This window comes from Micromonospora sp. NPDC005707, assembly GCF_040631005.1.
Lineage (GTDB): Bacteria > Actinomycetota > Actinomycetes > Mycobacteriales > Micromonosporaceae > Micromonospora.
In genome coordinates this window covers 25,907-50,245 of sequence record NZ_JBEXYR010000027.1, presented here as the reverse complement: position 1 = coordinate 50,245, position 24,339 = coordinate 25,907, and the positions used below count along the sequence as shown (strand labels likewise).

General features: G+C 72.1%; 20 protein-coding genes. 8 read left to right on the top strand and 12 right to left on the bottom strand.

Annotated elements, in window-relative coordinates:
- Positions 1-159 precede the first annotated feature (159 nt).
- The gene (locus ABZ452_RS31540) at positions 160-2,055 is read left to right on the top strand and encodes a ricin-type beta-trefoil lectin domain protein (protein ID WP_357950828.1); all 1,896 of its coding nucleotides are present in this window, start codon (positions 160-162) and stop codon (positions 2,053-2,055) included.
- 43 nt (positions 2,056-2,098) lie between these two features.
- On the opposite strand, the gene ABZ452_RS31535 is transcribed toward ABZ452_RS31540, so the two are convergent.
- Entirely contained in the window at positions 2,099-3,331 is a 1,233-nt protein-coding gene (locus tag ABZ452_RS31535) for an ROK family transcriptional regulator (RefSeq protein ID WP_357950825.1), read from the bottom strand.
- A gap of 164 nt (positions 3,332-3,495) precedes the next feature.
- On the opposite strand from ABZ452_RS31535, the gene ABZ452_RS31530 reads away from it, so the two are divergent.
- Together ABZ452_RS31530 and ABZ452_RS31525 are read left to right on the top strand one after the other, a co-directional pair.
- Entirely contained in the window at positions 3,496-4,854 is a 1,359-nt protein-coding gene (locus tag ABZ452_RS31530; protein ID WP_357950822.1) for a glycosyl hydrolase family 18 protein, read from the top strand.
- A 116-nt stretch (positions 4,855-4,970) separates the two neighbouring features.
- A complete protein-coding gene (locus ABZ452_RS31525) occupies positions 4,971-5,471 on the top strand; it encodes a hypothetical protein (protein WP_357950819.1) in 501 nt (166 codons plus the stop codon).
- 65 nt (positions 5,472-5,536) lie between these two features.
- Here ABZ452_RS31525 and ABZ452_RS31520 read toward each other — a convergent pair whose 3' ends face one another.
- From ABZ452_RS31520 to ABZ452_RS31510, 3 genes are all read right to left on the bottom strand, one after another.
- On the bottom strand, positions 5,537-7,333 hold the full coding sequence (locus ABZ452_RS31520) for a glycoside hydrolase family 15 protein (protein WP_357950816.1): 1,797 nt from the start codon (positions 7,331-7,333) through the stop codon (positions 5,537-5,539).
- 61 nt (positions 7,334-7,394) lie between these two features.
- Complete coding sequence (locus ABZ452_RS31515; protein ID WP_357950813.1) at positions 7,395-7,850, bottom strand: hypothetical protein; 456 nt, start codon at positions 7,848-7,850, stop codon at positions 7,395-7,397.
- Positions 7,851-8,120: 270 nt separating this feature from the next.
- Entirely contained in the window at positions 8,121-8,873 is a 753-nt protein-coding gene (locus tag ABZ452_RS31510) for a TioE family transcriptional regulator (protein ID WP_357950811.1), read from the bottom strand.
- 58 nt (positions 8,874-8,931) lie between these two features.
- On the opposite strand from ABZ452_RS31510, the gene ABZ452_RS31505 reads away from it, so the two are divergent.
- Complete coding sequence (locus ABZ452_RS31505; RefSeq protein WP_357950808.1) at positions 8,932-10,161, top strand: erythromycin esterase family protein; 1,230 nt, start codon at positions 8,932-8,934, stop codon at positions 10,159-10,161.
- Positions 10,162-10,237: 76 nt separating this feature from the next.
- Here the strand turns inward: ABZ452_RS31505 and ABZ452_RS31500 are convergent, their stop codons facing one another.
- From ABZ452_RS31500 to ABZ452_RS31485, 4 genes are all read right to left on the bottom strand, one after another.
- Positions 10,238-11,071 (bottom strand): ABC transporter permease, encoded by an 834-nt coding sequence (locus tag ABZ452_RS31500; protein WP_357950805.1) that lies wholly within the window; start codon positions 11,069-11,071, stop codon positions 10,238-10,240.
- Positions 11,071-12,027 carry an ATP-binding cassette domain-containing protein gene (locus ABZ452_RS31495; protein ID WP_357950802.1) on the bottom strand — a complete coding sequence of 319 codons (957 nt, stop codon included), beginning with the start codon at positions 12,025-12,027 and terminating at the stop codon, positions 11,071-11,073. The genes ABZ452_RS31500 and ABZ452_RS31495 overlap by 1 nt, the downstream gene beginning before the upstream one ends.
- Before the next feature lie 28 nt (positions 12,028-12,055).
- Complete coding sequence (locus ABZ452_RS31490) at positions 12,056-12,901, bottom strand: DUF4097 family beta strand repeat-containing protein (protein ID WP_357950800.1); 846 nt, start codon at positions 12,899-12,901, stop codon at positions 12,056-12,058.
- Positions 12,902-12,977: 76 nt separating this feature from the next.
- Positions 12,978-13,511 (bottom strand): YlcI/YnfO family protein, encoded by a 534-nt coding sequence (locus ABZ452_RS31485; protein ID WP_357950798.1) that lies wholly within the window; start codon positions 13,509-13,511, stop codon positions 12,978-12,980.
- 176 nt (positions 13,512-13,687) lie between these two features.
- On the opposite strand from ABZ452_RS31485, the gene ABZ452_RS31480 reads away from it, so the two are divergent.
- Positions 13,688-15,535: a glycoside hydrolase family 15 protein gene (locus tag ABZ452_RS31480; protein ID WP_357950796.1), complete on the top strand. Its 1,848-nt coding sequence runs from the start codon at positions 13,688-13,690 to the stop codon at positions 15,533-15,535.
- Positions 15,536-15,543: 8 nt separating this feature from the next.
- On the opposite strand, the gene ABZ452_RS31475 is transcribed toward ABZ452_RS31480, so the two are convergent.
- From ABZ452_RS31475 to ABZ452_RS31460, 4 genes are all read right to left on the bottom strand, one after another.
- Positions 15,544-16,920: a pyridoxal-dependent decarboxylase gene (locus tag ABZ452_RS31475; protein WP_357950793.1), complete on the bottom strand. Its 1,377-nt coding sequence runs from the start codon at positions 16,918-16,920 to the stop codon at positions 15,544-15,546.
- A gap of 87 nt (positions 16,921-17,007) precedes the next feature.
- On the bottom strand, positions 17,008-18,006 hold the full coding sequence (locus ABZ452_RS31470) for a glycoside hydrolase family 11 protein (RefSeq protein ID WP_357950790.1): 999 nt from the start codon (positions 18,004-18,006) through the stop codon (positions 17,008-17,010).
- 276 nt (positions 18,007-18,282) lie between these two features.
- On the bottom strand, positions 18,283-19,248 hold the full coding sequence (locus tag ABZ452_RS31465) for an acetylxylan esterase (RefSeq protein ID WP_357950787.1): 966 nt from the start codon (positions 19,246-19,248) through the stop codon (positions 18,283-18,285).
- An 88-nt stretch (positions 19,249-19,336) separates the two neighbouring features.
- Positions 19,337-20,371: an acetylxylan esterase gene (locus tag ABZ452_RS31460; protein ID WP_357950784.1), complete on the bottom strand. Its 1,035-nt coding sequence runs from the start codon at positions 20,369-20,371 to the stop codon at positions 19,337-19,339.
- A 315-nt stretch (positions 20,372-20,686) separates the two neighbouring features.
- Here ABZ452_RS31460 and ABZ452_RS31455 point away from each other — a divergent pair, with 315 nt between their 5' ends.
- From ABZ452_RS31455 to ABZ452_RS31445, 3 genes are read left to right on the top strand one after another with little or no spacing between them, the layout of a single operon-like run.
- Entirely contained in the window at positions 20,687-21,718 is a 1,032-nt protein-coding gene (locus ABZ452_RS31455) for an ABC transporter permease subunit (protein ID WP_357950781.1), read from the top strand.
- Positions 21,715-22,644: a carbohydrate ABC transporter permease gene (locus ABZ452_RS31450; protein ID WP_357950778.1), complete on the top strand. Its 930-nt coding sequence runs from the start codon at positions 21,715-21,717 to the stop codon at positions 22,642-22,644. Before ABZ452_RS31455 ends, ABZ452_RS31450 begins: the two co-directional genes overlap by 4 nt.
- A gap of 49 nt (positions 22,645-22,693) precedes the next feature.
- A complete protein-coding gene (locus ABZ452_RS31445) occupies positions 22,694-24,331 on the top strand; it encodes an extracellular solute-binding protein (RefSeq protein ID WP_357950777.1) in 1,638 nt (545 codons plus the stop codon).
- The last annotated feature ends 8 nt before the right edge of the window (positions 24,332-24,339 follow it).

Genomic DNA, 24,339 nt, shown 5'->3' with positions numbered 1-24,339 from the left:
CACGCCCGGGTCGGTGCCGCCGTGCCCCGGGTCGATGACCACGGTCCGTCCGACCAGGGTCGGCCCGGCCTGCCGGATGGCGTCGGTTCATGGCTTGACATAAGCAGGTGTGAGGGGTTTTCTCATTCGCGGATGTCGATTGATCCGGAAGGAGCATCCGTGTCCCCCACCACCGTTCCCCGCATCGCCGGCCGCGCCGCCCTGGCGCTCTGCCTCGCCGCCGGCGCCCTCGCCCTCGCCCCGCCACCGGCCGCCCGGGCCGCCGGCGAGACCGTCAACCTCTGGCTCACCACCACCTCCGACTCCGGCGGGCGGACCGTCACGCGGGGGCTGCAACAGCAGAACCCCCTGACGTTCGCGGCCACCAGCCCCGCCGCCACGCACACGATCACCGTCGACGAGAACACCCGCTACCAGCCGTTCGACGGCGCCGGGGCGTCCATCACCGACACCACGGCGCACCTGCTGCGCGGCGGGCCGGTCAGCGCGGCCACCCGGGACGACGTGATGCGCAAGCTGTTCAGCCCCACCGACGGCATCGGCCTGTCCTTCGTGCGCAACCCGATCGGTGCCTCCGACCTGTCCCGGCCCGGCAACGTCTCCCTCGACGACACCTGCTGCGACCTGAACGACTTCGGCGCCAACGGGTACGACACGAACGTCGAACTGCTCACCGCCCAGGCCCGGCAGCTCAACCCGGCGTTGCGGGTGATGGTGGTGCCGTGGAGCGCGCCCGGCTGGATGAAGGACAACGGCCGGATGGACCAGATGGGCTGGCTCAGGTGGGAGTACTACGCCACCTACGCCCAGTACTTCGTGAAGACCATCCAGGCGTACGCGGCCCGGGGCGTGAAGGTCGACTACCTCTCGGTGCAGAACGAGCCGAACTGCTGCCAGTCCGGCAACCCCACCGCCATGGACTACCCGGGAATGAGCTGGAACTCCTCCGGCCTGGTGGAGCTGACCAAGACCTTCGTCTACCCGGCGTTCCGCGCCGCCGGCATCACCACGAAGGTGCTGGTGCACGACTGGAACTACGGCGACTACGGCACCATCGGCGCCGGGCTGCTCGCCGACAACGCGGTACGCACCGATCCGCTCTTCGGTGGCATCGCCTGGCACGGCTACTGGGGTGACCCGGCGGTCGGCAGCCAGGTGCACGGCCAGTACCCGGCCGTGCCGCAGTTCAGCACCGAGCACTCCGGCGGCACCTGGATCGGCAACCAGCACAACGAGGACATGGCCGACATCGTGAACTACGCCCGGAACTGGAGCCGGAGCGTCGTGAAGTGGAGCCTCGCGGTCAACCAGTTCATGGGGCCGCACAACGGCGGCTGCGGCACCTGCACCGGCCTCATCACCGTGCAGGAGGGCGGCGCCCGCGCCGGCCAGGTCGACTACACGATCGAGTACTACACCACCGGGCACCTCACGAAGTTCGTCCGGCCCGGCGCGCTCCGGATCGACTCCACCGCCAACGGCACGGTGCAGAACGTCGCGTACCGCAACCCGGACGGCACCAAGGCGCTGCTCGCGCACAACGGCGGCGGCTCCGCCCAGTCGGTGAAGGTGGTCTGGGGCGGGCAGTCCTTCACCTACACCCTGCCGGCCCGCACCACCGCCACCTTCACCTGGGCCGGCACCCCGTCCGGCGGCGGTGGGGGCGGCACGCCGACCGGCCCGGTCACGGGCATCGGCGGCAAGTGCCTCGACGCCACCGACAACAGCAGCGCGGACGGCACGCCGGCGCAGATCTGGAGCTGCACCGGCGGCGCGAACCAGCAGTGGACCCGGGCCGCCGACGGCACCATCCGTGTGCTGGGCAAGTGCCTCGACGTGGCCGGCGGTGGCACCGCCGACGGCACGAAGGTGCAGCTGTGGACGTGCAACGGCAGCGCCGCCCAGCGGTGGACCTGGACGGCCGCGCGGGACCTGGTGAACCCGCAGGCCAACAAGTGCCTGGACGTCACCGGCAACACCTCCGCCGACGGCACGAAGACGCAGATCTGGGGCTGCACCGGCGCCGCCAACCAGAAGTGGACGCTCCCGTCCTGAGCCGGGGCCGGGCCGGTGGCGCTCCCGCCGCCGGCCCGGTGGCTCAGCGGGCCCGCGAGCGGGGCCGCCGCGCCGGCCGCGCCGGCGCCGGCACCAGCCGGACGGCCGGGTCGCGCGGCACGCCGCCGTCACGCAGCAGCCGGGCCATGGGCAGGGTGGCCGCGCCCATCGCGACCGCGTCGGGTCCGAGCCGGCACAGCTCGATCGAGGTCTGGGTGTACGGCTGGCGCAGCGCGTGCCGCGCGGTGACCTCGCGGATCAGCGGCAGGTAGCGCTCGCCCAGGGCCAGGCCGGCCCAGCCGCCCAGCACCACCCGCTCGGGGTTGAACAGGTTCACCAGGTTCGCCACCCCGGCGCCCAGGTAGCCGACCGTCTCGTCGAGCACCTTCGCGGCGGTGCGGCTGCTGGCGCGCAGCAGCTCGCCGAACGCGCTCTCCTCGTCGCCGCCGGCCGCCGGGCGGCCCCGGTTGGCCTGCCGGAACCGGTCGAGCACCCCTTCCGCCCCGACGTACGCCTCCAGGCAGCCGAGGTTGCCGCAGCGGCAGCGGCGGCCCCCGTACACGATCGTGGTGTGCCCCCACTCGCCGGCGCTGCTGTGCGCGCCGCGGTAGCCCACGCCGTCGGCGACCACGCAGGCCCCGACGCCGGACCCGACCAGGGCCACGACCGCGTGCCGGACGCCGCGGCCGGCGCCGAACCACATCTCGGCCTGGCCGAGGGTCTTCGCGCCGTTGTCGATGTGCACGGGGATGTCGGTGCCGGCGCGGAGCATGGCGCCCAGCGGCACGCCGTCCCAGCCGAGGGTCTGCGCGTGCACGACGGCGTCGGCGGCGCGCTCGACCGTGCCGGAGACGGCGACGCCGAAGCCGAGCACCGCGGCCGGGTCGACGCCGGCCTGCTCGATCACCGCGGCGAGGCCGTGCAGCAGGTGGTCGGTGACCTGCCGGGGGTCGGGCTCGGCGGCGGCGATCGGATACTCCGCCTTGGCCAGGGCGGTCATGGCCAGGTCGAAGAGTTCGACCTGCACGCGGGTCTCGCCGACGTCGGCGCCGACCAGGTAGCCGTAGGCGGGGGCGACGCGGAGCAGGACCCGGGGGCGGCCGCCGTCGGACTCGACCGAGCCGGCCTCCTCGACCAGGCCCTCGGCGATCATCTCGCCGACCAGGTTGCTCACGCTGGCCAGGCTGAGCGCGGTGGACTGCCCCAGCTCGTGCCGGCTCAGCGGGCCGTCCAGCCAGATCCGGGTGAGCAGGACCGACCGGTTGGCACGACGCATGTCGCGCACAGTGGTGCGTCTGGCGTCCACGTCCGCCGCCGTCCTCTCCCGGCCGCTCCCGGCGGCCTGCTTCACGCCGTGAACCAAGTGCTGACAGACTACTGCGCATTTACATTTAACAAAGTTAACTGCTAGCCTCCGGCGCATCGATGAGGAGGTATGTCATGCGACTCAGACGAGGGTTGACCGCCCTGCTCGGCGGCGTCGCGCTGCTCGCCGCCACCGCCGCCCTGCCGGTCGCCACCGGGCTCGCCGCCGCGCGGACCGCCCTGGTGGCCTGCTCCGCGCCGGCCTGGGCCGAGGGGGTCACCTGGACCGCCGGCAGCCGGGCCACCTACGCCGGCCGCCTCTACCAGGCACTGGTGACCCATACTCCGCCGGCGGGCGCCGGCTGGAACCCGCCCGCCACCCCGGCGCTCTGGTCCGACCTCGGCGCGTGTGACGGTGGCACCCCGTCACCCACCCCGACCACCAGGCCGCCCTCGCCCACCCCCACGCCCACCTCGTCCCCCTCCCCCACCGCGACGCCCACCCCCACCCCGACCGCGACGCAGCCGCCGGGCGGCACGACCTGCGCCCTGAAGTCACGGCCGGGCGGCAAGGTGCTCCAGGGCTACTGGGAGAACTGGGACGGCGCGGCCAACGGTGTGCACCCCGGCATGGGCTGGATCCCGGTCACCGACTCCCGGATCACCGCGCACGGCTACAACGTGGTCACCCTGGCGTTTCCGGTGATCCGCGCCGACGGCACCGTGCTCTGGGAGAACGGCATGGACGCCGGCGTGAAGGTGCCCACCCCCGCCGAGGTGTGCCAGGCCAAGGCCGTCGGCCTGACCGTCCTGCTGTCGATCGGCGGCGCGACCGCCGGCATCGACCTCGGCTCCAGCGCCGTCGCCGACCGGTTCGTCGCCACCGTGGTGCCGATCCTCAAGCGGTACAACTTCGACGGCGTCGACATCGACATCGAGACCGGGCTGACCGGCAGCGGCAACATCAACCAGCTCTCCACCTCGCAGGCCAACCTCGTGCGGATCATCGACGGGGTCCTGGCGCAGATGCCCGCCGGCTTCGGCCTCACCATGGCGCCGGAGACCGCGTACGTCACGGGCGGCAGCGTCACCTACGGCTCGATCTGGGGCGCGTACCTGCCGATCGTCAAGAAGTACGCGGACAACGGCCGGCTCTGGTGGCTGAACATGCAGTACTACAACGGCTCGATGTACGGCTGCGCCGGCGACTCGTACCCGGCCGGCACCGTGCAGGGCTTCACCGTGCAGACCGACTGCCTCAACACCGGCCTGGTCGTGCAGGGCACCACCATCCGCGTGCCGTACGACAAGCAGGTGCCCGGGCTGCCCGCCCAGACCGGCGCCGGCGGCGGGTACCTGAGTCCGGCGCTGGTGGCGCAGGCGTGGAACACCTACCGGGGCGGCCTCAAGGGGCTGATGACCTGGTCGGTCAACTGGGACGGCTCGAAGGGCTGGACCTTCGGCGACAACGTCAAGGCTCTCCAGGGCCGCTGAGGCCGCGGCGGGGCCCCGCAGGCGCGCGGGGTCCCGCCGGTCCCGCTTTCGAAGCACCGCGGAAAGCCGCGGGGTCCGCCGCACGGCCGCGCGACGCCGATCTCTAGCCTTGCCCCGTGACGGGATTCGACTGGTCCGCGCTGTCGGCGGCGAGGGGCGCGAGGCCGGACGCGGTGCCGGAGATGATCAACCACGCCCTCCGCGTCCTGGAGGACCTCCTGGAGGAGGTCGACCACGCCTGCACGTTCACGCTCACGGGCGGCCCGCTGGTCGACGACGACGTCGTCGCGGCGATCGACGCGCTGCTGCCGGAGAGCTGCCGGACCGCGCGGTTGGAGCCGGTGACGTCCTGGTCGACGCTGGTCCGTGAGGCACTGCCCGGTCTGTTCGTGCCGACCCGGCAACCCGACGCCTGGGCGCCGGAGTCCGCCGCGCGGCGGCTGGCCGACGGGCTCACCGACTGGGTCCTGGCGCTGATGGGACGACTCTGGCCGGAGCGCGCCGAGGCGTGGACGCTGACCGTGGACACCGGCGATTGGTACGAGGCGGCCTACGTCGATCTCGTGGTCCGCGTGCCCGACCGGGTGTGGCTGCTGCACCTCGGCGTCAGCGACTGACCCGGCACAAGCCACGGTTCGGTAGGGACGGTGCCGAGGCGCGTCGTCCGGCGGCGGCAACCACGTCAACGAGGGCTGTCCCGGATCGCGAGTACCGCCTGGATGAGCGCGGCGTGGGTCAGCGTCTGCGGATAGTTCCCGAGGTGGGCACCGGTCGCGGGGTCGAGCTCCTCGGCGTAGAGGCCCAGCGGGCTGGCGTGGTCGAGCAGCGTACGGAACAGCTCCTCCGCCTCGCGGCGCCGCCCGGTGCTGGCGAGGGCCTGGACGAGCCAGAACGAGCAGGGCAGGAAGGCGCCTTCGGTGCCGGGGAGGCCGTCGCGTCCCGGCGGGTAGCGGTGCAGCAGCGGACCGCCGGCGGAGAGCCGTTCGCGGATGGCGTCGATGGTGCCACGCACGCGGGCGGACTCGACGCCGTCGATGCCGAGCAGGGGAAGGACGAGCAGAGCCGAGTCCAGGTCCGGGCTGCCGTAGCTGCGGACGTAGCTGCCCTGGGTCGGGTCGAAGCCGCGCGTGCGCACGTCGGCGGCGATGGCGTCCCGGGCCTCCTGCCAGCGCCGGCGTTGCCGGGCGGGAAGCCGGTGGGTTTCGGCGATGCGCAGGGCCCGGTCGAGGGCGAGCCAGCCCATGAGCTTGGAATGCACGTGCTGGCCGGCCTCGCGGACCTCCCAGATGCCGGCATCGGGATCTCCCCACCGGCCGGCGACGACGTCGGCGAAGCCGCGCACGGCCCGCCACGTCTCGGAGTAGAGGCGGTGCCCGGCCTGGACGAACACCCAGGCGGCGTCGACCACCCAGCCGTAGCCGTCGAGCTGGTGCTGGTCGGCGGCGCCGTTGCCGAACCGCACCGGCACGCTGTCGAGGTAGCCGGGCCAGCCGGCCAGCTCTCGCTCCCATGGCACGCGGCGGCCGGTCAGGGTTAACAGCGCCGGCAGGCGCGGCCGGTCCAGCCGGCTGGCGTGGAGCAGCCATGCGAGGAAGCCGTGGGCCTCGTCGAGCTTGCCGACGCCGAGGAACGCGTTGACGCCGATGCTGGCGTCCCGGGGCCAGACATAGCGGTAGTCCCAGTTCCGCACCCCGCCGGGATCCTCGGGCAGCGAGGTCGTCGGTGCGGCGACCGGAGCCTGCGACGGGGAGTAGGTCAGCAACCGCAACGTGAGCAGGCTCCGTACGACGTCCTCGCGGAACGGCAGCGAGCCGTCGATCCCGGCCGTCCAGGCCCGCCAGCGGGCCTCGTCTCCCAGGAGGAGGTCCCAGGCCGCCTGGGGCTCGACGTGGATCAGCGGTTCGCGGTTGGCCACGGCGAGGACGAGGGTGACCGGACTGCCCGGCGCCACCTCGACGGGGGTGACCCGGCCCGGTTCGACCGCGAGCTCGGGCGCGCAGCTCAGGGACACGGCGAGCGCCCCCCACTCACACACGAGGACTCCGCCGCGGCGGCGGACCCGGGGCCGGCGGTGCCGTACGCCGAGACGCGGATCGAACTCGACCACGGCGTCCACCGCTCCGCCCTCGGCCGAGAGACGCCGCACGAGCAGCGTCGAGGGCAACAGCCGTCCCGTGACCTCGGCCACCATGGACTCGGTGAGGGTGAGCCGGCGGTCGACCAGCCCCCAGGTCGTCTCGATCGTCGCGGTGTCCTGCCGGTAGCGCCGCGCGACGACCGTGGCGGGTGCGGCCGGGCCGACCCGGAACGTGCCCGCCGCCGGGCCGCCCACGAGGCGTCCGAACAACGGCTCACCGTCGAAGCGGGGTACGCAGAGCCAGTCGATCGCCCCGTCACCGCTAACGAGGGCCGCGGTGCGCGTGTCGCCCAGCAACCCGTAGTCGCTGATCGGCGCCGGGGGGCGCGGTGGCCCGGTCACGGCCGGCCCGCCGGTCGCCGGGCTCCCGCGGGCAGCAGCCGACGCCGGGGGCCGGTGCTGCTCAACCCGCCCGCAGGAGCAGCCCGAGGACGACCCCGTAGATGACGTGGACGACAACCGCGACGGTGGGCGTCTGGACGCCGTAGTTGAGGGCGAACAGGCCGGGCGGCTCCAACACGGCCGTGCTGGACGGGCCGGCCCGCTGCGAGGCCATCCGCGGATGGACGCCCGGGAGCAGCGGGAGGAGCACCGTCAGCGCGATCGCGACGTGGAGCCCGCCGAACAGCGCACCGATCCACCAGGTGGCGCGGTGCAGCAGGGCGAACGCGGCCGCGTACCCCAGGGCGAAGCCCTGACCGGCGACGAGGTGGATGAAGAAGCCGACGACCCGGGCCCGGTCGGGATCCTCGGTGACGAGGGTCCCGAGCACCAGGGGAAGGTCGAGGCGGCTGAGCCCCGCCATCTGCGCCGTGATCATCGCCGCGGTGAGCGCGGCGGTGGCGACCAACCCGAACACTGCCCATCCGGCCCAGTCCATCTCAGCGGTGGCCGCCGGGGCACGCCGTGGCGTTCCGTACGCGGTCCGGCGCGGTTGTCTCGGCCATCGATGCCTTCCGGCTGCACCCACGAGGTCGTGTGCGGCCCGGGACCGGGGCCCACCTCGCAACGGTCTCCACCGTAGGCCCATCAGGCGTCGACGCCGGGTGGCTTGCCGGAACGCACCGCGCAAGTAGACCGACCGGGTGAGCCACGGCGCGGGCGGGTGGCGGCCGACGATCGGCGGGCGCTACCTGGTGGAGAGGTCCGTCGTCGCCCCGTCTCCGGGCGGGGCCGGCCAACCGGTGAGGTAGGCGTCCAGTGCGGCGGCGCCGGCGAGCATGGCGCGGCTCCTGGCCGAGAGGCGGGCGCGCCAGTCGCCCAGCATCGACTCGAGCGGCGCGACGCCTCCCGCGGAGCGGACCTGGGCGATCAGCGGGGCGATCTGCTCCAGCCGGTAGCCACCCCGCCTGAGCTGGTGGGCCAGCCGGGCATCACGCACGTCGGCCGCGCGGTAGACCCGGTAGCCCGTCCGCGCGTCGCGGCGCGGCTGGACCACGCCGGCGCGTTCCCACTTGCGCAGGGTGGCCGGGCGGAGGCCGAGCCTTCTCGCCAGCGGACCGACGAACGTGTCGCCGCGTTCCGGCGGCACCGGCTCCAGGTCGCCAAGAGCGACCTCGACGGCCCGGAGGGTCCGTCGGTCGTCGAGAAGCTGGGCGTGGCTTTCGTCGATGAGTCGGAGGGCGTCCCCGGTCGCGCCCCGGTTGACCGCCTGCATGATCGACGTGGCCGTCTGATGGCCGTGCGCGGGCACGAGGGCGAGGAAAGCGCGCAGGGCCTGCGCGTGCCGGGGCGTGTAGGTGCGGTAGCCGTGCGGGGTGCGGTCGGCGCCCGGAAGGATGCCGGCCGCCTCGTAGTTCCGGACCGCCTGCGCGGACAGACCGTGCGCGCGCGCCAGGTCAACCGGCCTCAGCCGACCACCGTGTTGAAGGTTTTGCCTCATCGCCCCGCTCAGATCGCGCGAAAGTCTCCACCGTCGGTTCAACGATAGCGTTGAGAGTATGACTGCTGGAATCGGAGCCACCGCCCATCCCGTTGACGCTGCTGCCGCCCTGCGCCTGCTTCCGGCCAGGCCGCGGCTGCTCGCGCTCGGCGAGCCCACCCACGGCGAGGAGGCTCTGCTCGGCCTGCGCAACGATCTCTTCCGGCAGCTCGTCGAGCGGGAGGGCTACCGGACCATCGCGATCGAGAGCGACTGCCTCATGGGCCTGCTCGTGGACGACCACGTCACCTCGGGCGCCGGCAGCCTCGACGAGGTCATGGAGCGGGGCTTCAGCCACGAGTGGGGCGCCTTCCCCGGCAACCGCGAGCTGGTGCGGTGGATGCGTGCGTACAACGAGGGCCGGCCCGCGGCACAGCAGGTCCGCTTCGCCGGGTTCGACGGGCCGCTGGAGATCACCGGCGCCGCGAGCCCCCGGCAGGCCCTGACCACCCTCCACGCCTACCTCACCGACTGGGTGGACCCCGACCTGCTCCCCTGCGACGCCGCCACGCTCGACCGCCTGCTCGGCGCCGACGACCGCTGGACGAACCCCGCCGCCATGATGGACCCGTCCCGGTCCGTGGGGCAGACGCCCGAGGCGGCGCGGCTGCGCCTGCTCGCCGACGACCTGGTGGCCCTGCTCGACGCGCAGACACCACACCTGGTCGCGGCGTCCCCACGGGAGGACTGGGACCGGGCACGCCTGTACGCGCGTACCGCCACGGGGCTGCTGCGCTACCACTTCTGGATGGCCGACACGTCACCGAGCCGCATGGCGTGGCTGCTCGGCGTGCGCGACTCGATGATGGCCGCCAACCTGCTCGCCCTCGCCGAACGCGGGCCGACGCTGGTGAACGCCCACAACGGCCACCTCCAGCGGAACAGGAGCACGATGCGGATGGGCGGCCGGCCGGTGCACTGGTGGAGCGCCGGCGCGATCGTCGGCGCTCACCTGGGCGACGGGTACGCCTTCCTCGCCACGGCCCTCGGCACGATCCGCCACCGGGGCGTCGACACCCCGCCCCCGGACACCCTCGAAGGGCTGCTGTACGCGCTGCCCGAGGACCGCTGCCTCGTCGACGCCCGCCGCCTGGCCACCGCCCTCGCCGACCTGACGCCCGCGGCCCGGGTGTCCCCCTGGTTCGGTTACGCCCCGCTCGATCCGGCCCACGTGGCCAGCACCGACGGGATCGTGTTCGTCAAGGACTCCTGGAAGAGCGGGGCTCGCCCGCCGCTCGGCACCGACTGACCTGCGCCCATCGGGCGCCGTCGGCTGCTCGCCGACGGCGCCTGCCACGCGGTCCTCGTCGCCCCACCGAGCGGGGTCAGGACTCGCGGTTGAACAGTCGCTTCGACCAGAGGTAACCGCCCAGCGCGATGACGGCGCACCAGGCGAGCGCGATCCACCCGTTGTTGCCGATCGGCTCGTCCATCAGCAGGCCGCGCAGGGTTTCGATGACCGGCGTGAACGGCTGGTACTCGGCGAACCAGCGCAGGCCGGCCGGCATGGAGTCGGTGGGGACGAACCCGCTGCCGAGGAAGGGCAGCAGGATGAGGGGCATGGGCAGGTTGCTCGCGGTCTCGACGCTCTTGCTCACCTGGCCGAGGGCGACGGACAGCCACACGAGCGCGAAGGTCACCGCCAGCAGGAAACCGGCCGTGGCCAGCCAGGCGCCGAGCCCGGCGGTGGGACGGAAGCCGACCAGCACCGCCACGCCGATCACGATCGCCAGGCTCAACGCTGCCTGGATCATGCTGCCCAGGACGTGCCCGGTGAGCACCGAGACGCGGGCGATGTGCATGGTGCGAAACCGGGTGATGATGCCTTCGGTCATGTCCATGGCGATCGAGATCGCGGTTCCCTGGACCGTGGCCGCCACGGTCATCAGGATGATCGCCGGGGCGACGTAGTTGGCGTACGCGGCGCGCCCGCCGGCCGCGCCGCCGTCCACCGTCCCGCCGAGCCCGGCGCCCAGCGTGCCGCCGAGCACGTAGACGAACAGCAGCAGGAAGACGACGGGCATGCCGACGAGCATCAAGGTCATCGACGGGTACCGCAGCATGCGCCTGAGGTTGCGGCGCAGCATCGTCGCCGAGTCGCGCAGCGGGTGAAAGCGCAGGTCGACCGGGCGCGGCCCGGTGAGGGCGGTGGTGCTCATCAGCTGGTCACCTTCTCCTTGGCGGAGTCGCCGGTGAGGGCGAGGAAGACGTCGTCGAGGTCGGGGGTGTGCACGGACAGCTCGTCGACCTCGATGGCCTGGTCGTCGAGCCGGCCGATGAGGGTCCTCAGCGAGCGCAGGCTGCCGTCGCTGGGCACCCGCAGGGCCAGCGCGTCGTTGTCGCGGGAGGCCTGGTTCAGGACCCGCATGGCCGCGTCGAGGCACTGCGGGTCGGCGAACCGCAGTCGGACGTGTCCGCCGGGGATGCGCCGCTTCAGTTCCTCCGCGGTTCCCTCGGCGACCACGCGGCCGCGGTCGAGGACCGCGATGCGGTCGGCCAGCTCGTCGGCCTCCTCCAGATACTGCGTGGTCAGGAAGATGGTGACGCCGCCGGCCACCAGGTCCCGGACGATCTGCCACATGGCCCGGCGGCTGCGCGGGTCCAGTCCGGTGGTCGGCTCGTCGAGGAAGATCACCTGCGGGCTGCCGACCAGGGTCATCGCCAGGTCGAGCCGCCGCAGCATCCCCCCGGAGTAGGTGGACGCCGGCCTCCTGGCCGCCTCGGCCAGGTCGAACTGCTCCAGCAGCTGGGCGGTCCGCCGCCGGCCCTCGCCCCGGGTGAGCTGGTGGAGGTCCGCCATGAGCCGCAGGTTCTCCTCACCGGTGAGCAGCTTGTCCACGGCGGAGAACTGACCGGTGACACCGATCGCGGCGCGCACCGCGTCCGGTTCGCGGGCGAGGTCGTGCCCCGCGACCTGAACGTCGCCGGCGTCGGCGCGGAGCAGCGTGGACAGGATCTTGACCGTGGTGGTCTTCCCGGCTCCGTTCGCGCCGAGCAGCGAGAAGACCGTTCCCCGTGGCACGTGCAGATCGAGGCCGTCGAGCACGACGTGGTCACCGAAGGATCGGCGTAGCCCGGTCGCGGCGATCGCCGGCGGGGGTGGCGTGATGGTCATGGTTTCCCTTCCCAGGGCCGGAAGCGGATCAGGAGCGGTGGACGACGACGTCGCCGCACGAGGTGCGGCCGCGGATCTCGACGGTCTCGTCGGCCCGGTCGGGTCCGGTGGTGTCCTCCAACTGGTTGCGCACCTGTCCGAATCCGGTGTTCACCTCCAGCCAGGCGGCGGTGCCGGCGGCGATGCCGATGTCCAGGTCGCCCATGGCGGTGCCGAGGACGACCGTGCCACGGACCACCTCGCCGAGGCTGATGCTGCCGTTGGAGGTCTTCGCGTCGACGCCGGCGCCGGCCCGTCGGATCTGGATGTCGCCGTTGGCCGCGCGCACCCGCACGTCGCCGGTGACCGTGTCGACCGTGGTGTCGCCGTTGGAGTTCTTCACGACCGCGGTGCCCTGGACCTCGCCGATCCGGACCTTGCCGGAGCCGGTGGAGATCTCGGCGTCGCCGGAGACGGTGTCGGCGGTGACGTGGCCGGCGGACGTGCTCACGCGCAGCGGGCCGGTCCGTTCGAGCCAGATCTTGCCGACGGAGGTCTTGAGGCGGCACTGACCGAGCCGGCCGGCGCAGCGGTAGTCGCCCACCTGCATCTCGGCGGACACGTGAGAACCGCTGGGCAGTTCGATGGACACGTCGACCGACCTGGTCTTGCGGGAGAAGTCGAAGGCACGCGACTTCGGGCCGGTGATCCGCAGGGTGCCGTTGGCATAGTCGACGCGGACCTGCTGAGCGGCCTTCACGTCGGACTCGTCGGCTTCGTCGCTCGGGCGGACCTCGACGACGGTGTCGGTCCGGTCGCTCGCGGAGATCCGCAGGTCGCCGACGCCGAGTTCGAGCGTGACGGAGATCGGTTCGGGAGTCTCGAAATTGGGCATGGTTGTCCCCGCATCATGGGTAGGTGAGGCGTCCCCGCAGGTCGGGGACGTGGAGTGAGGAGAGCGTGCGGCGCGGCTAGCGCACCCAGCCGGTGAAGTGCTGCCTGGCCCGTTTGCCGCCGGCGGACGGCGCGGGACGCTGATCGCGGTCGGAGCGCTGCAGGCCGGCGGCGGCCGCCCGGACCAGCCAGGCGTTGACCGAGCGCCCCTCCCTGGCCGCGGCCTCCTCGACCGCGGCCTTGAGCTGCTCGGGCAGGCGTACGTTGATCCGCGCGGCCGGGCCCTCCTCGGCGATCAGCAGCTCGCCGGCCGGCGGGCCGCCGGCCGTCGTGGCAGCGTCCTCGCGCACGGGCTCGAGCGGCTCGGCGGGTGGCGCCGTCACGACGAACTGCGGGTCGCGCCCCCGCAGGCGCAGCTCCACCGAGCCCGGAGCCAGGTCCCGGGTGATCTCGTCGGCGGCGGCCGACAGCGCGTCCAGCAGCGTCATCCGGATCGCCGACTCGAGCGAGCCGGTCAGGCGCTCGACCAGCGCACGCGCCTCCTCGCCGCCGGCTTCGGCGAGCGTGGCGAACTCCCGTCCGAGGTTGTTCACATACGAGGTCAGGTCCATGGTGCCAGTCTGGCACACATTTGGCACACGGACAAGCCATCTTGGCTCAGATCCTGTGCCAGCTTGGCGTCAGACCATTGGCGCTGACGCTCGCCGGCGGGAGGACGCGGGCGTGGCCTCACGGTGTCCCACGACCATGCCCGGCGTACCGGTGGGCCGCCCGGGTAGTCCGCCTCATGGCGTGCGGACGGATCGCGGACCACGGGTTCCTGGCCGATGGCCGTAGCGCCGTGCTGGTGGACAGCTCCGGGTCGGTCAACTGGTGGTGTCCCGCGCGGTTCGACGCTCCGTCGGCGTTCGCCCGTCTGCTCGACGACGACGCCGGGCACTGGGTGATCCGTCCCGAGGGTGGGTTCAGCACGAGCCGTGCCTACCTGACCGACACCCTCGTGCTCCGTACCGTCTTCACCACCGCGACCGGCAGCGTGGCCCTGATCGACGCGCTGGCCCTCGAGCCGGGAGCGCGGGGCCACGAGGTCGGTCTGCACTCGCCCAGGCTGCTGGCCCGGGTGGTGCGAGGGCTCTCCGGCGAGGTCCGGCTGCGACTGCACTACCGGCCGCGGTTCGAGTACGGCCGGATGGTTCCCCTGCTGGAGCGGCGGGACGGCGCGCTGGTCGCCAGTGCCGCGTCGGCCCGGCTGGACCTGCGGTCGACCGTCCCCCTGGCCTGCGAGGTCGGGGAGGCGTCCGCGTCGTTCACGGTACGGGCCGGCGAAACATGTCACTTCACCCTGGGGTACGCGCCGGCCTACGACGCCGGCCCGCCGGCGGTGCTCGACGCCCAACAGGTGATCGACGACGCCGCCGCGGGCTGGCGTTCCTGGATGGGCCTGCACGACTACCGTGGCCGCTACCGGGAGCAGGTGCGACGCAGCGCGCTGGTCATGCAGGGCATGACCTACCGGCCCAGTGGCGCGGTGGTGGCCGCACCGACGATGTCGCTGCCCGAGGAACTGGGCGGCGAACGCAACTACGACTACCGCTACGCCTGGGTCCGCGACTTCAGCTTCAGCCTGGAGGCGCTGTGGCGCGTGGCCTGCACCGACGAGCTCAACCTGCACGTCGGCTGGTTGACGCGGTCGATGGGCATGAACGATGGCATCGTTCCGATCATGTACGGGGTCGAGGGTGAACGGGACCTCACCGAGCACCACCTCGAGCACCTTGCCGGCTTCGCCGGCAGCCGCCCGGTGCTGGTGGGCAACGACGCGTGGCGACAACGGCAGAACGATGTGCACGGTGAGCCGCTCAGCGCCGCCTGGCTGATGCGGGAGTACCTCGACCCGATGCCGCCGGACCTCCGCCAGCTGCTGCGCGCGATGACGGAGCGGGCCGCGCGGGACTGGCACCTGCCGGACGCCGGGATGTGGGAGGCGCGCGACGCCGAACGCCACTACGTGTCGTCGAAGGTGCAGTGCTGGACGGCGTTGGACCGAGCCGTCCGCTTCGGATCACACCTGGGCTCCGAGGCGGACGTCGCCAGGTGGGCGGCGGCACGGGACGCGGTGCGAGAAGCCGTGTTGACCCAGGGCTGGAGCGACCGGCTGACGGCCTACACCGGAGCGTTCGACAGCGATGAACTGGACGCGTCCGTGCTGCTGATGCCGTTGGTCGGGTTCCTGCCCGCCGGCGACCCGAGAATGCGCTCCACCATCCGTGTGATCGAGGAGAGACTGTCCCACGACGGCTTGCTGCGCCGCTGGGCCGGCGACCCCGCCGGCTTCCTCATCTGCTCCTTCTGGCTGGTCAGCTGCCTGGCGCTGGCCGGTGAGCGCGTGCGTGCCGGGCAGCTCTTCGAGCGGCTCGCCGCCCGGGCCAACGACCTGGGCCTGTTCTCCGAGCAGATCGACCCGTACAGCGGGGAAGCTCTGGGCAACTTCCCTCAGGCGTTCTCACACATCGGTCTCATCAACGCCGCCGGTGACCTCACCGACCTGGATGCCGGGCGCCACGACGTTCCACCCGCACCCGATCGGCTCATCCCCGCCGGCCAGGACGGCCCGCGGCCCACCACCGCACGCTGACGCCGCACTCAACCCGTACCGGCACCAAGGCGGATGATCGCGGCGACCGAGCGGTCCACGTCCGCCTCGGTGGTGGTGGCGTTCGACACCGAGAGGCGCATGAGGCGGCGCCCCCGCCACGTCGTGCCGCCCGCCCAGCAGGTGCCGTCCGCCTGCACCGCCGCCACCACCCGGTCGGTGCGCGCGTCGTCGCCGAAGCCGACCAGCACCTGGTTGAGGACCACCTCGTTCGCCACCTCGAACCCGGCCGCGGTCAGGCCCTCGGCGAACCGGCGGGCCAGCGCGCAGCAGCGGTCCACCAGCGCGGCGACGCCGTCGCGGCCCAGCTCCCGCAGGCCGGCCCAGACGGCGAACCCCCGCGCCCGGCGCGAGGACTCGGCGGTGAGGTCCGCGCCCACCGGCGCGCCGCCGGAACCGACCAGGTACGCGGCGGCGTACGACATCGCCGCGGCGTGCACGTCGGGACGGGCGCAGAACGCGAAGGCCGAGTCGTACGGCAGGTTCAGCCACTTGTGGCCGTCGCAGGCCCACGAGTCGGCCAGTTCCAGCCCGTCCACCAGATGCCGCGTGGCCGGGCTCGCCGCGGCCCACAATCCGAATGCCCCGTCCACATGCGCCCACCCGCCGTGCCGGTGGACCAGCTCGCACGCCTCGCGCAGCTCGTCGCAGGCGCCGGTGTTCACGTTGCCGGCCTGCAGGCACACGATGGTGGGTCCCGGGGCGCCGGCCCGCAGCACGGCCCGCAGCGATGCGAGGTCGATGGCGCCGTTCGGCCCGGTGGGCACCGGCTCCACCGCATCCGTCCCGAGACCGAGCAGACGCAGCGCCCGGTCGATGGTGCCGTGCCGCTCGTCGCCCGCGATCACCCGGATCGGTGGCGCCCCGAGCAGCCCACGCCGCTCCACGTCCCAGCCCGCGTCGGCGAGCACCTGGTGCCGGGCGGCGGCGAGCCCGGCCGTGTTCGCCGCCTGGGCGCCGGTGACGAAGCCCGCCGACGCCGATGCCGGGATGCCCAGCAGCTCCTTCAGCCAGCCGCCGGCCGCGGCCTCGGCGGCGATGGCGGCCGGCGACGTGACCGCGTTGAACGCGAGCTGGTCCCAACCGGCGGCGAGGATGTCGGCCGCGGTCGCCGCCGGCAACGCGCCGCCGACCACGAACCCGAAGTAGCGCGGGCCGGCGGAGGCGACGAGACCGGGCTCGGCCGCGGCGAGCAGCTCGGCCAGCACCTGCTCGGGCGGGCAGGGGCCGGAGGGCAGCGGGCCGGCGAAGCCCTCGGTCACCGCGGCCCGGTCGACCGGCACGCCGACCGGGCGATCCGGCAACGACCGCCGGTAGTCCGCCGCGTGGTCGGCGGCCAGCCGGAACAGGTGCGTCGGTTCCTCCACCGCCGCACCCTATCCGAGGGCCGACGGGCGGTCGGGCGAGCGGGTGGGGCGCGCCGGCAGGTCGACGGCACCCCACCCGCACGCCGGTCAGCCGGTCGCGCAGCTCGCGGTGGGCGTGGTGTTGTTGCCGTTCTTGTAGAGCGTGATGCCGAAGTTGTTGCCGTTGCCGTTCGGCCGGGCCGTGAGGGTGCCGCTGGTGCCGCTGATCGAGGCGTTCCAGCTGTTCTGCAGGGTCTGCCCGCCGTTCGTGCGGATGGTGACGACCCAGTTGCTGCTGCCGCTGACCGAGAGGTTCACGTTGAACCGGTCGCTCCACTCGTCGGCGCGGCTGACGCTGACCGTGCAACCGCCGCCGCCGGGCGGCGGGGTGGTCGTGCCGGGCGCGCCGCCGCCGACCGTGATGTTGGAGCTGCCGCTGCTCTGGTAACCCTCGGTGGCCAGGATCTGGTAGTCGTGGCTGCCCAGGTTCATCCCGTACCGGGCCCAGGCGTCGAAGTGGTTGCCGGCGGAGATGGTGCCGCCCACCCGCTTCGACTGCCGGACGCTCCAGTACTGGTAGAAGGTCCTGGTGCCCTCGATGGAGGGCGCGTTGACCCGCTGCGTCCGGTAGATGTCGTACGTGCCGCCGTCGCTGGTGACCGTGCCCATGAACCCCTGGCCACCCGGGGGCCGGTAGGTGCCCCAGCTGTCGACGATGTAGTACTCGACGAGCGGGTTCCTCGTCCACCCGTAGAGTGTCAGGTAGGCGTTGCCGGACGGGTTGAACGTGCCGGAGTAGGTCACCGTCCGCCGTGCGCCGGGATTCCAGCCCTTGCCGGCGACGAAGTTGTTGACGTTGCTCCACTGGGTGCTGTACTGGCCGCCGCTACCCATGTTCATGGAGACGTTGCCACTGTCCTTCCAGAAGGAATAGAAGTAGCCGTTGTTCGTCCCGGTCGAGTTCGACGTCACGGTCTCGGCCTGCGCGGGGCTGGACAGCAGGGCCGTGGCGCCGGCGGTGACCAGGACGGCGGCGCAGGCGCCGCCGATGAGCATTCGGAGGCGTCCGGGTCTGCGGGTTCTCGAGCGGACGGGGGCGTCGGTCATCTGCGTTCTTCCTCTCTCGACGGCTCAGGTCGCGGGTGGTCCGCATCGGCGGTGATGGATGGGCATCGATGCCGAAAGCATCGGCCGCACGTCATCGCGCTGTCAACAACTTCCGGAAATGTTGCGGAGTCTCCCGACGCCACAAGAGATCGTGGACGCGAGACGTATCCCCTGACCAGGCGAGGTGAGCAGTCGACGGCGGCCGGAGCATGACGGCGCAGAGCCCGGCCGTGAAGCCCACGAACCGCTTGACGGTTCCGGAATCTTCCGGAGTGATCAGCCGTCGAGGGCGGTACGGAGGAACTCCAGCGCCGCCGCGTCGTCGTCGATCCCGCCCGCCTCGTGGCCGTTGTACCGCCACACCGCCAGCTCGACCGGCCCCCGGTAGGCGTTGACCGCGGCGAAGACCGTCGACGGGGGCACGATCTCGTCCATCAGCGCCACGGAGAAGCGGGCCGGCACGGTGGCGCGGCGGGCGAAGGCGACCCCGTCGACGTAGCCGAGGGTGCGCAGCACCTGCTCCTCGCGGTCCCGGTGCACCGCCAGGTAGTCCCGGATCTCCCGGTAGGGCGCGGAGTCGGTGATCGTCACGGCGCGCGGCATGTCGCACAGGAACGGCACGTACGCGACCGCCGCGCGCAGGTCCGGCACGAGAGCGGCGGCGGCGAGCGCCGCACCGCCGCCCTGGCTGTGGCCGAGCACAGCGACCCGGCCGGCGTCGACGGCCGGGAGGCGGCGTGCCGCGTCGACGGCCCGGACCGCGTCGGTGAGGAAGCGGCGGTAGTAGTACCGGCGCGGGTCCTCGACACCCCGGGTGGTCATCCCCGGCGCCTGCGGGCCGGCGCCGGCGATGTCCGGGGTGTCGCCCCGGCTCCAGCCGGACCCCTGGCCGCGGGTGTCCATCTGCAGGTGGGCGAACCCGGCGGCGGCCCAGAGCAGGTTCTCCAGCGGATGACCGCGTCCGCCGCCGTAGCCGACGTACTGCACGATCGCCGGCAGCGGCCCCGGCGCGTCCCGGGGCACCCGCAGCCACGCCTTCACCGGCTGCCCGGCGAAGCCCGGGAAGGTCACGTCGAAGACGTCCAGCCCGACCAGCGGGGTGGCCACCGCGGTCACCTCGACCGGGTCGCCGCAGGACCGGGCCTCGGCGAGGGTGTCGGCCCAGAACGTGTCGAAGTCCGGCGGCTCCCGCAGGTCGCTGCGGTGGGCGCGCAGCTGCGCCTCGGGCAGGTCGGTGTACACGGCCGCCTCTCCGCTCGTCGGGTGCGCGGACCAGCCGGCCGGAAAGGGCCGGAAGGTTTCCGGAACAGTGCCGCGATCTCCCGGCACGCTAGGACCGCCCGGCGCGGCCGTCAACCTCGGCCGGTGCGGCTGCGACCGGCGTGCCGAGCACCCGGGCCAGCCAGCGCAGCTGCCGCCGCACCTGCACGGCCTCACCGCCCTCGTGCTGGTTGAACGGGTAGACGTGGATCTCCCGGTCCACCGGCTCCGGCCGGCCGTTGGCGGCGCCGTACTGGTTGTAGGCCGCGAACCCGGTGCTCGGTGGACAGACCCGGTCGCGCAGGCTGATCCCGAAGTGCGCGGGCGCGGCCGCCCGGCGGGCGAACGCGACCCCGTCCATGTAGGACAGCGTGCGCCGGACCCGCTCCTCGGCCTCCCGGTCGACCGCCAGGTACTCCGCGATCTCGCCGTACGGCCCGACGTCGGTGATCTCGACGGCGCGCTGGAGGTGGCACAGGAACGGGGCCGTGCTGAGCAGCGCCGCGAGATCGGGGACGAGCCCCGCCACGGCGAGGGCGAGGCCGCCGCCCTGGCTGTTGCCGGCGGCGACGACCCGGGCGGGGTCGACCCCGGCCAGCGCCCGCGCCGCCTGGACGGCGCGCACCGCGTCCGTGATGAGCCGCCGGTAGTGGTAGCCCTCGGGATCCAGGATGCCCCAGGTCACCGGCGAGGGTCCGCCGGCCGCGCCGGCGTGCGGATCGGGGGTGTCCCCGCTGCCGTACCGGCCGGACTGGCCCCGGGCGTCCATGAGCAGGTGCGCGTAGCCGGCCACCGGCCAGGTCAGCCGCTCGTGCGGCAGGCCCCGCCCCCGCCCGTAGCCGACGTACTCCACGACCACGGGCAGCGGTGCGTCCACTCCGGCCGGGCGGGTGTACCAGGCCCGGACCGGGTCGCCGCCGAAGCCGGCGAACGTCACGTCCCAGGAGTCGACCAGGCGCAGCTCGGTCGGTTCCGGGCGGACGTCGAGGAGCACGGGACGGGTGGCCTCCGCCGCCAGCGTCGATCGCCAGAAGGCGTCGAAGTCGGCCGGCTCGCGCACCGCGGGCGCGTACCGCCTCAGCTCGTCGAGGGGAAGGTCGAACATGGCCACGACTCCTCGCGCCGGGACGGGCGGCGGTAGCGGTACGGGACGGTGCCCGCCGCCGAAACTTTCGGCGCACGCTAGCACAGAACTCCATGGCTCCCGGCGGCACCGCGACGGCGCCCGTCCACCGTCCGGGGCATCACCGTCGATGCCCCGGAGCGCCCGGCGGCCGGGAAAGCGCTTGTCCCACGCCTCTTGACACATCGACGGGAGGCACTAAAGTTCCCGCAACAAGTATCGCGGCAGTACCGAAACTTTCGACGCGGAGCGTGCGCCCCGGGCGGGACGGTTGCTGGCCGGAAGCAGGGGGTGCGCATGACCGACCCGGTGCCCGTGGACGGTCCGGTGGTGGCCGTGGACGCCGACGAGAGGCGGGATCGGACCCTGTCGCCGGCCCGACGTACCCCGGCCGCCGCCACCGCGCCGCCGCCCACACCGGTCCGCCGCCGCACCTGGCGCCACGCGGTACGCCGGGACTGGCAGCTCTACTCGCTGGCGATCCTGCCGCTGCTGTTCTTCCTGGTCTTCCGCTACCTGCCGATGCTCGGCAACGTGATCGCGTTCCGGCGGTTCCAGCCGGGCGGCAGCGTCTTCGGCGAGTACTGGGTGGGCCTCCGGTACGTCAGGATGTTCCTCACCGACCCGACGTTCTGGGACGTCTTTGTCAACACCCTGGCGCTGGGTGCGCTGACCCTGCTGTTCTGCTTCCCCCTGCCGATCGTGCTGGCCCTGCTCCTCAACGAGCTGCGCAGCCGCCGGCTCAAGCGGTTCGTCCAGTCGGTGTCCTACCTGCCGCACTTCCTGTCCATCGTGATCGTCGCGGCGATGGTCATGCAGCTGGTCTCGGTCGACGGGACGGTGAACCAGCTCATCCGGGCCGTCGGTGGCGAGGCGGTGCCGTTCCTGCAGCGTGCCGGGTGGTTCCGGAGCATCTACGTCTCCTCGGAGATCTGGCAGACCGTCGGCTGGGGCACCATCCTCTACCTGGCCGCGCTGACCACCATCGACGAGGACCTGTACGAGGCGGCCCGGATCGACGGGGCCAGCCGGTGGCGGCAGACCTGGCACGTGACGCTGCCCGGGATCCGGCCCACCATGATGACCCTGCTGATCCTCAACGTCGGCACGTTCATGGCGGTCGGGTTCGAGAAGATCCTGCTGCTGTACAACCCGTTGACCTACCCGACGGCCGACGTGATCTCGACCTACCTGTTCCGGGTCGGCATCGTCTCCAACAACTTCAGCTACGCGGCGGCGATCGGCCTGTTCGAGTCCGTGATCGGGCTGACGCTGGTGCTGTCGGCGAACGCCATCTCCCGACGAGCGGTGGGGACGAGCCTGTGGTGAACGTCGACACGACCGGGCCCGCCCCCGCGACCGGCCGCCGGCGCGGTCCCGACACCGGCCGGGGCTACCGGGTCTTCCGGGTGGTCAACGCCATCGTCCTGACCGTGGTCGTGGTGGTGACGCTGTACCCGTTCGTCACCATCGTGGCGCGCTCGCTCAGCGACAACGCGTACATCGTGTCGGGCGAGGTGAACCTGGTCCCGCGCGGGTTCAACGTCGCCGCGTACAAGGCCGTGATGTCCGATCCGACGTTCTGGACGAGCTATCGCAACACGGTGGTGTACACGGCTGTCGCCACGGCCGTCTCACTCGTGCTGACCACCTGCTACGCGTACGTGCTGTCCAAGACACACCTCAAGGGCCGGAGCGTGCTGGTCGGGATCGCCGTGTTCACCATGTTCTTCAGCGGCGGGCTGATCCCCAACTATGTCCTGGTCACCAGCCTCGGGTTGAAGAACAGCGTGTGGGCCATCGCGCTGCCCAACGCCATCAGCGTGTTCAACCTGCTCGTCATGAAGGCGTTCTTCGAGAGCCTGCCGGTCGAGCTGGAGGAGGCCGCCGCGGTCGACGGGCTGAACACGTACGGCATCCTGCTGCGGATCGTGCTGCCGCTGTCCAAGGCGATGGTCGCCACGATGTTCCTGTTCTACGCCGTCGCCTTCTGGAACTCCTGGTTCGCCGCGTTCCTGTACATGGACCGCATGGACCTGTTCCCGGTGACGGTGTACCTGCGCAACCTCATCGCCGGCGCGACCGACGCGACCTCGACCGCCGGCGGCCTCGGCAGCGCCAGCGACGTCGTGCAGTCCGCCGCCACCATCCAGTCCGTGACCATCGTGCTCACGGTCCTGCCCATCCTGGCGGTCTACCCCTTCATCCAGCGGTACTTCGTCTCCGGAGTCATGCTCGGCGCCGTCAAGGGATAGCCACCGGCACCACCACCCGCACCGCTCCCCCACCCGAAAGGAACTACCCATGGTCCAGCTATCCCGGCGCCAGTTGCTGGCCGCCGCCGGCGCGGCCGCCGTCGTCTCGATGGCCGGCTGCGGCGACGACAAGGCCGACGAGAAGGACCTCGGCGACAACCGGGCCGGCGCCATGGACGAGTACGGCGTCGGCGACCAGTTCAAGGCCACCGTGCCGGTGTCCTTCTCGATGCTCTACAACAACCACCCGAACTACCCGCTGAAGGACGACTGGCTGTTCTGGTCGGAGCTGTCCAAGCGCACCGGGGTCAAGATCGATCCGGTAGCCGTGCCGCTGAGCGACTACGAGCAGAAGCGCAGCGTCCTGGTCGGCGCCGGTGACGCCCCGTTCATCATTCCCAAGACCTATCACCCGCAGGAGGAGGCGTACGTCTCCTCGGGCGCGATCCTCCCGGTCAGCGACTACCTCGACCTGATGCCGAACTTCAAGGACCGGATCGAGAAGTGGAGCCTCCAGCCGGAGATCGACACGCTGCGGCAGGAGGACGGCAAGTTCTATCTGCTGCCCGGCCTGCACGAGAAGCCCTGGCAGGACTACACCCTCGCGGTCCGGATGGACATCCTGGAGGAGCTCAGGATCCCGGTCCCGCAGACCTGGGACGACGTCTACACCATGCTCAAGGCGATGAAGGCCAGGTACCCGAACGTCTACCCGTTCTCCGACCGGTTCGGCAAGCCCAACCCCGCCGGCAACCTGCTGAACATGCTCGCCCTCGCCTACGGCCTGGAAGGTGCCGGCTGGAACTTCCAGCACACCAGCTGGGACGCGAGCGCCAAGAAGTTCGTCTACACCGGTGCGTCGGAGAAGTACAAGGCGCTCCTGGAGTACCTGCACAAGCTGGTCGCCGAAGGGCTGCTCGACCCGGAGACCTTCACCCAGACCGACGACCAGGCCCGCCAGAAGCTGGCCAGCGGCAAGTCATTCGTGATCAGCAGCAACGCCCAGACCCTGGTCAACGACTACCGGAAGGACATGGCCACGACGCTGCCGGACGCGCGGATGGCCAAGATCCCGTTCCCGATCGGGCCGGCCGGACCGATGAACCCGGCGCCCCGGCTCGAGAACGGAATCATGATCTCCAAGAAGGCCCGGGACAGCAAGAACTTCGTGGCGATGATGCAGTTCATCGACTGGCTCTGGTATTCGGACGCCGGCCAGGAGTTCGCCAAGTGGGGTGTCGAGGGCACCACCTACACCAAGGACTCGTCCGGCAAGCGCACCCTCGCCGCCGATGTCGACGTCATCGGGCTCAACCCCAAGGGAACGAAGCACCTGCAGAAGGACTTCGGCTTCTACAACGGCATCTTCGCCTACGGCGGCCCCCTCGAGCTGGTCCAGTCCTTCTTCTCGCCGGAGGAGATGGAGTTCCAGAAGGTGCTCAACGCGCGCCCGAACCACGCGGTCGCGCCGCCGCACCCGCTCAGCGACGCCGAACGCGAGCAGGTGACCCTCTGGGAGACGCCGCTGAAGGACTACGTCTACGCGAACACGCTGAAGTTCATCCTGGGCCAGCGCGCCCTCGGCGAGTGGGACGCGTACGTCAACGAGCTCAACGGCAAGAACATGGGCTCCTACGTGGACGTCGTCAACAAGGCGTACGACCGCTACCAGAAGAAGCACGGCTGACCACCGCC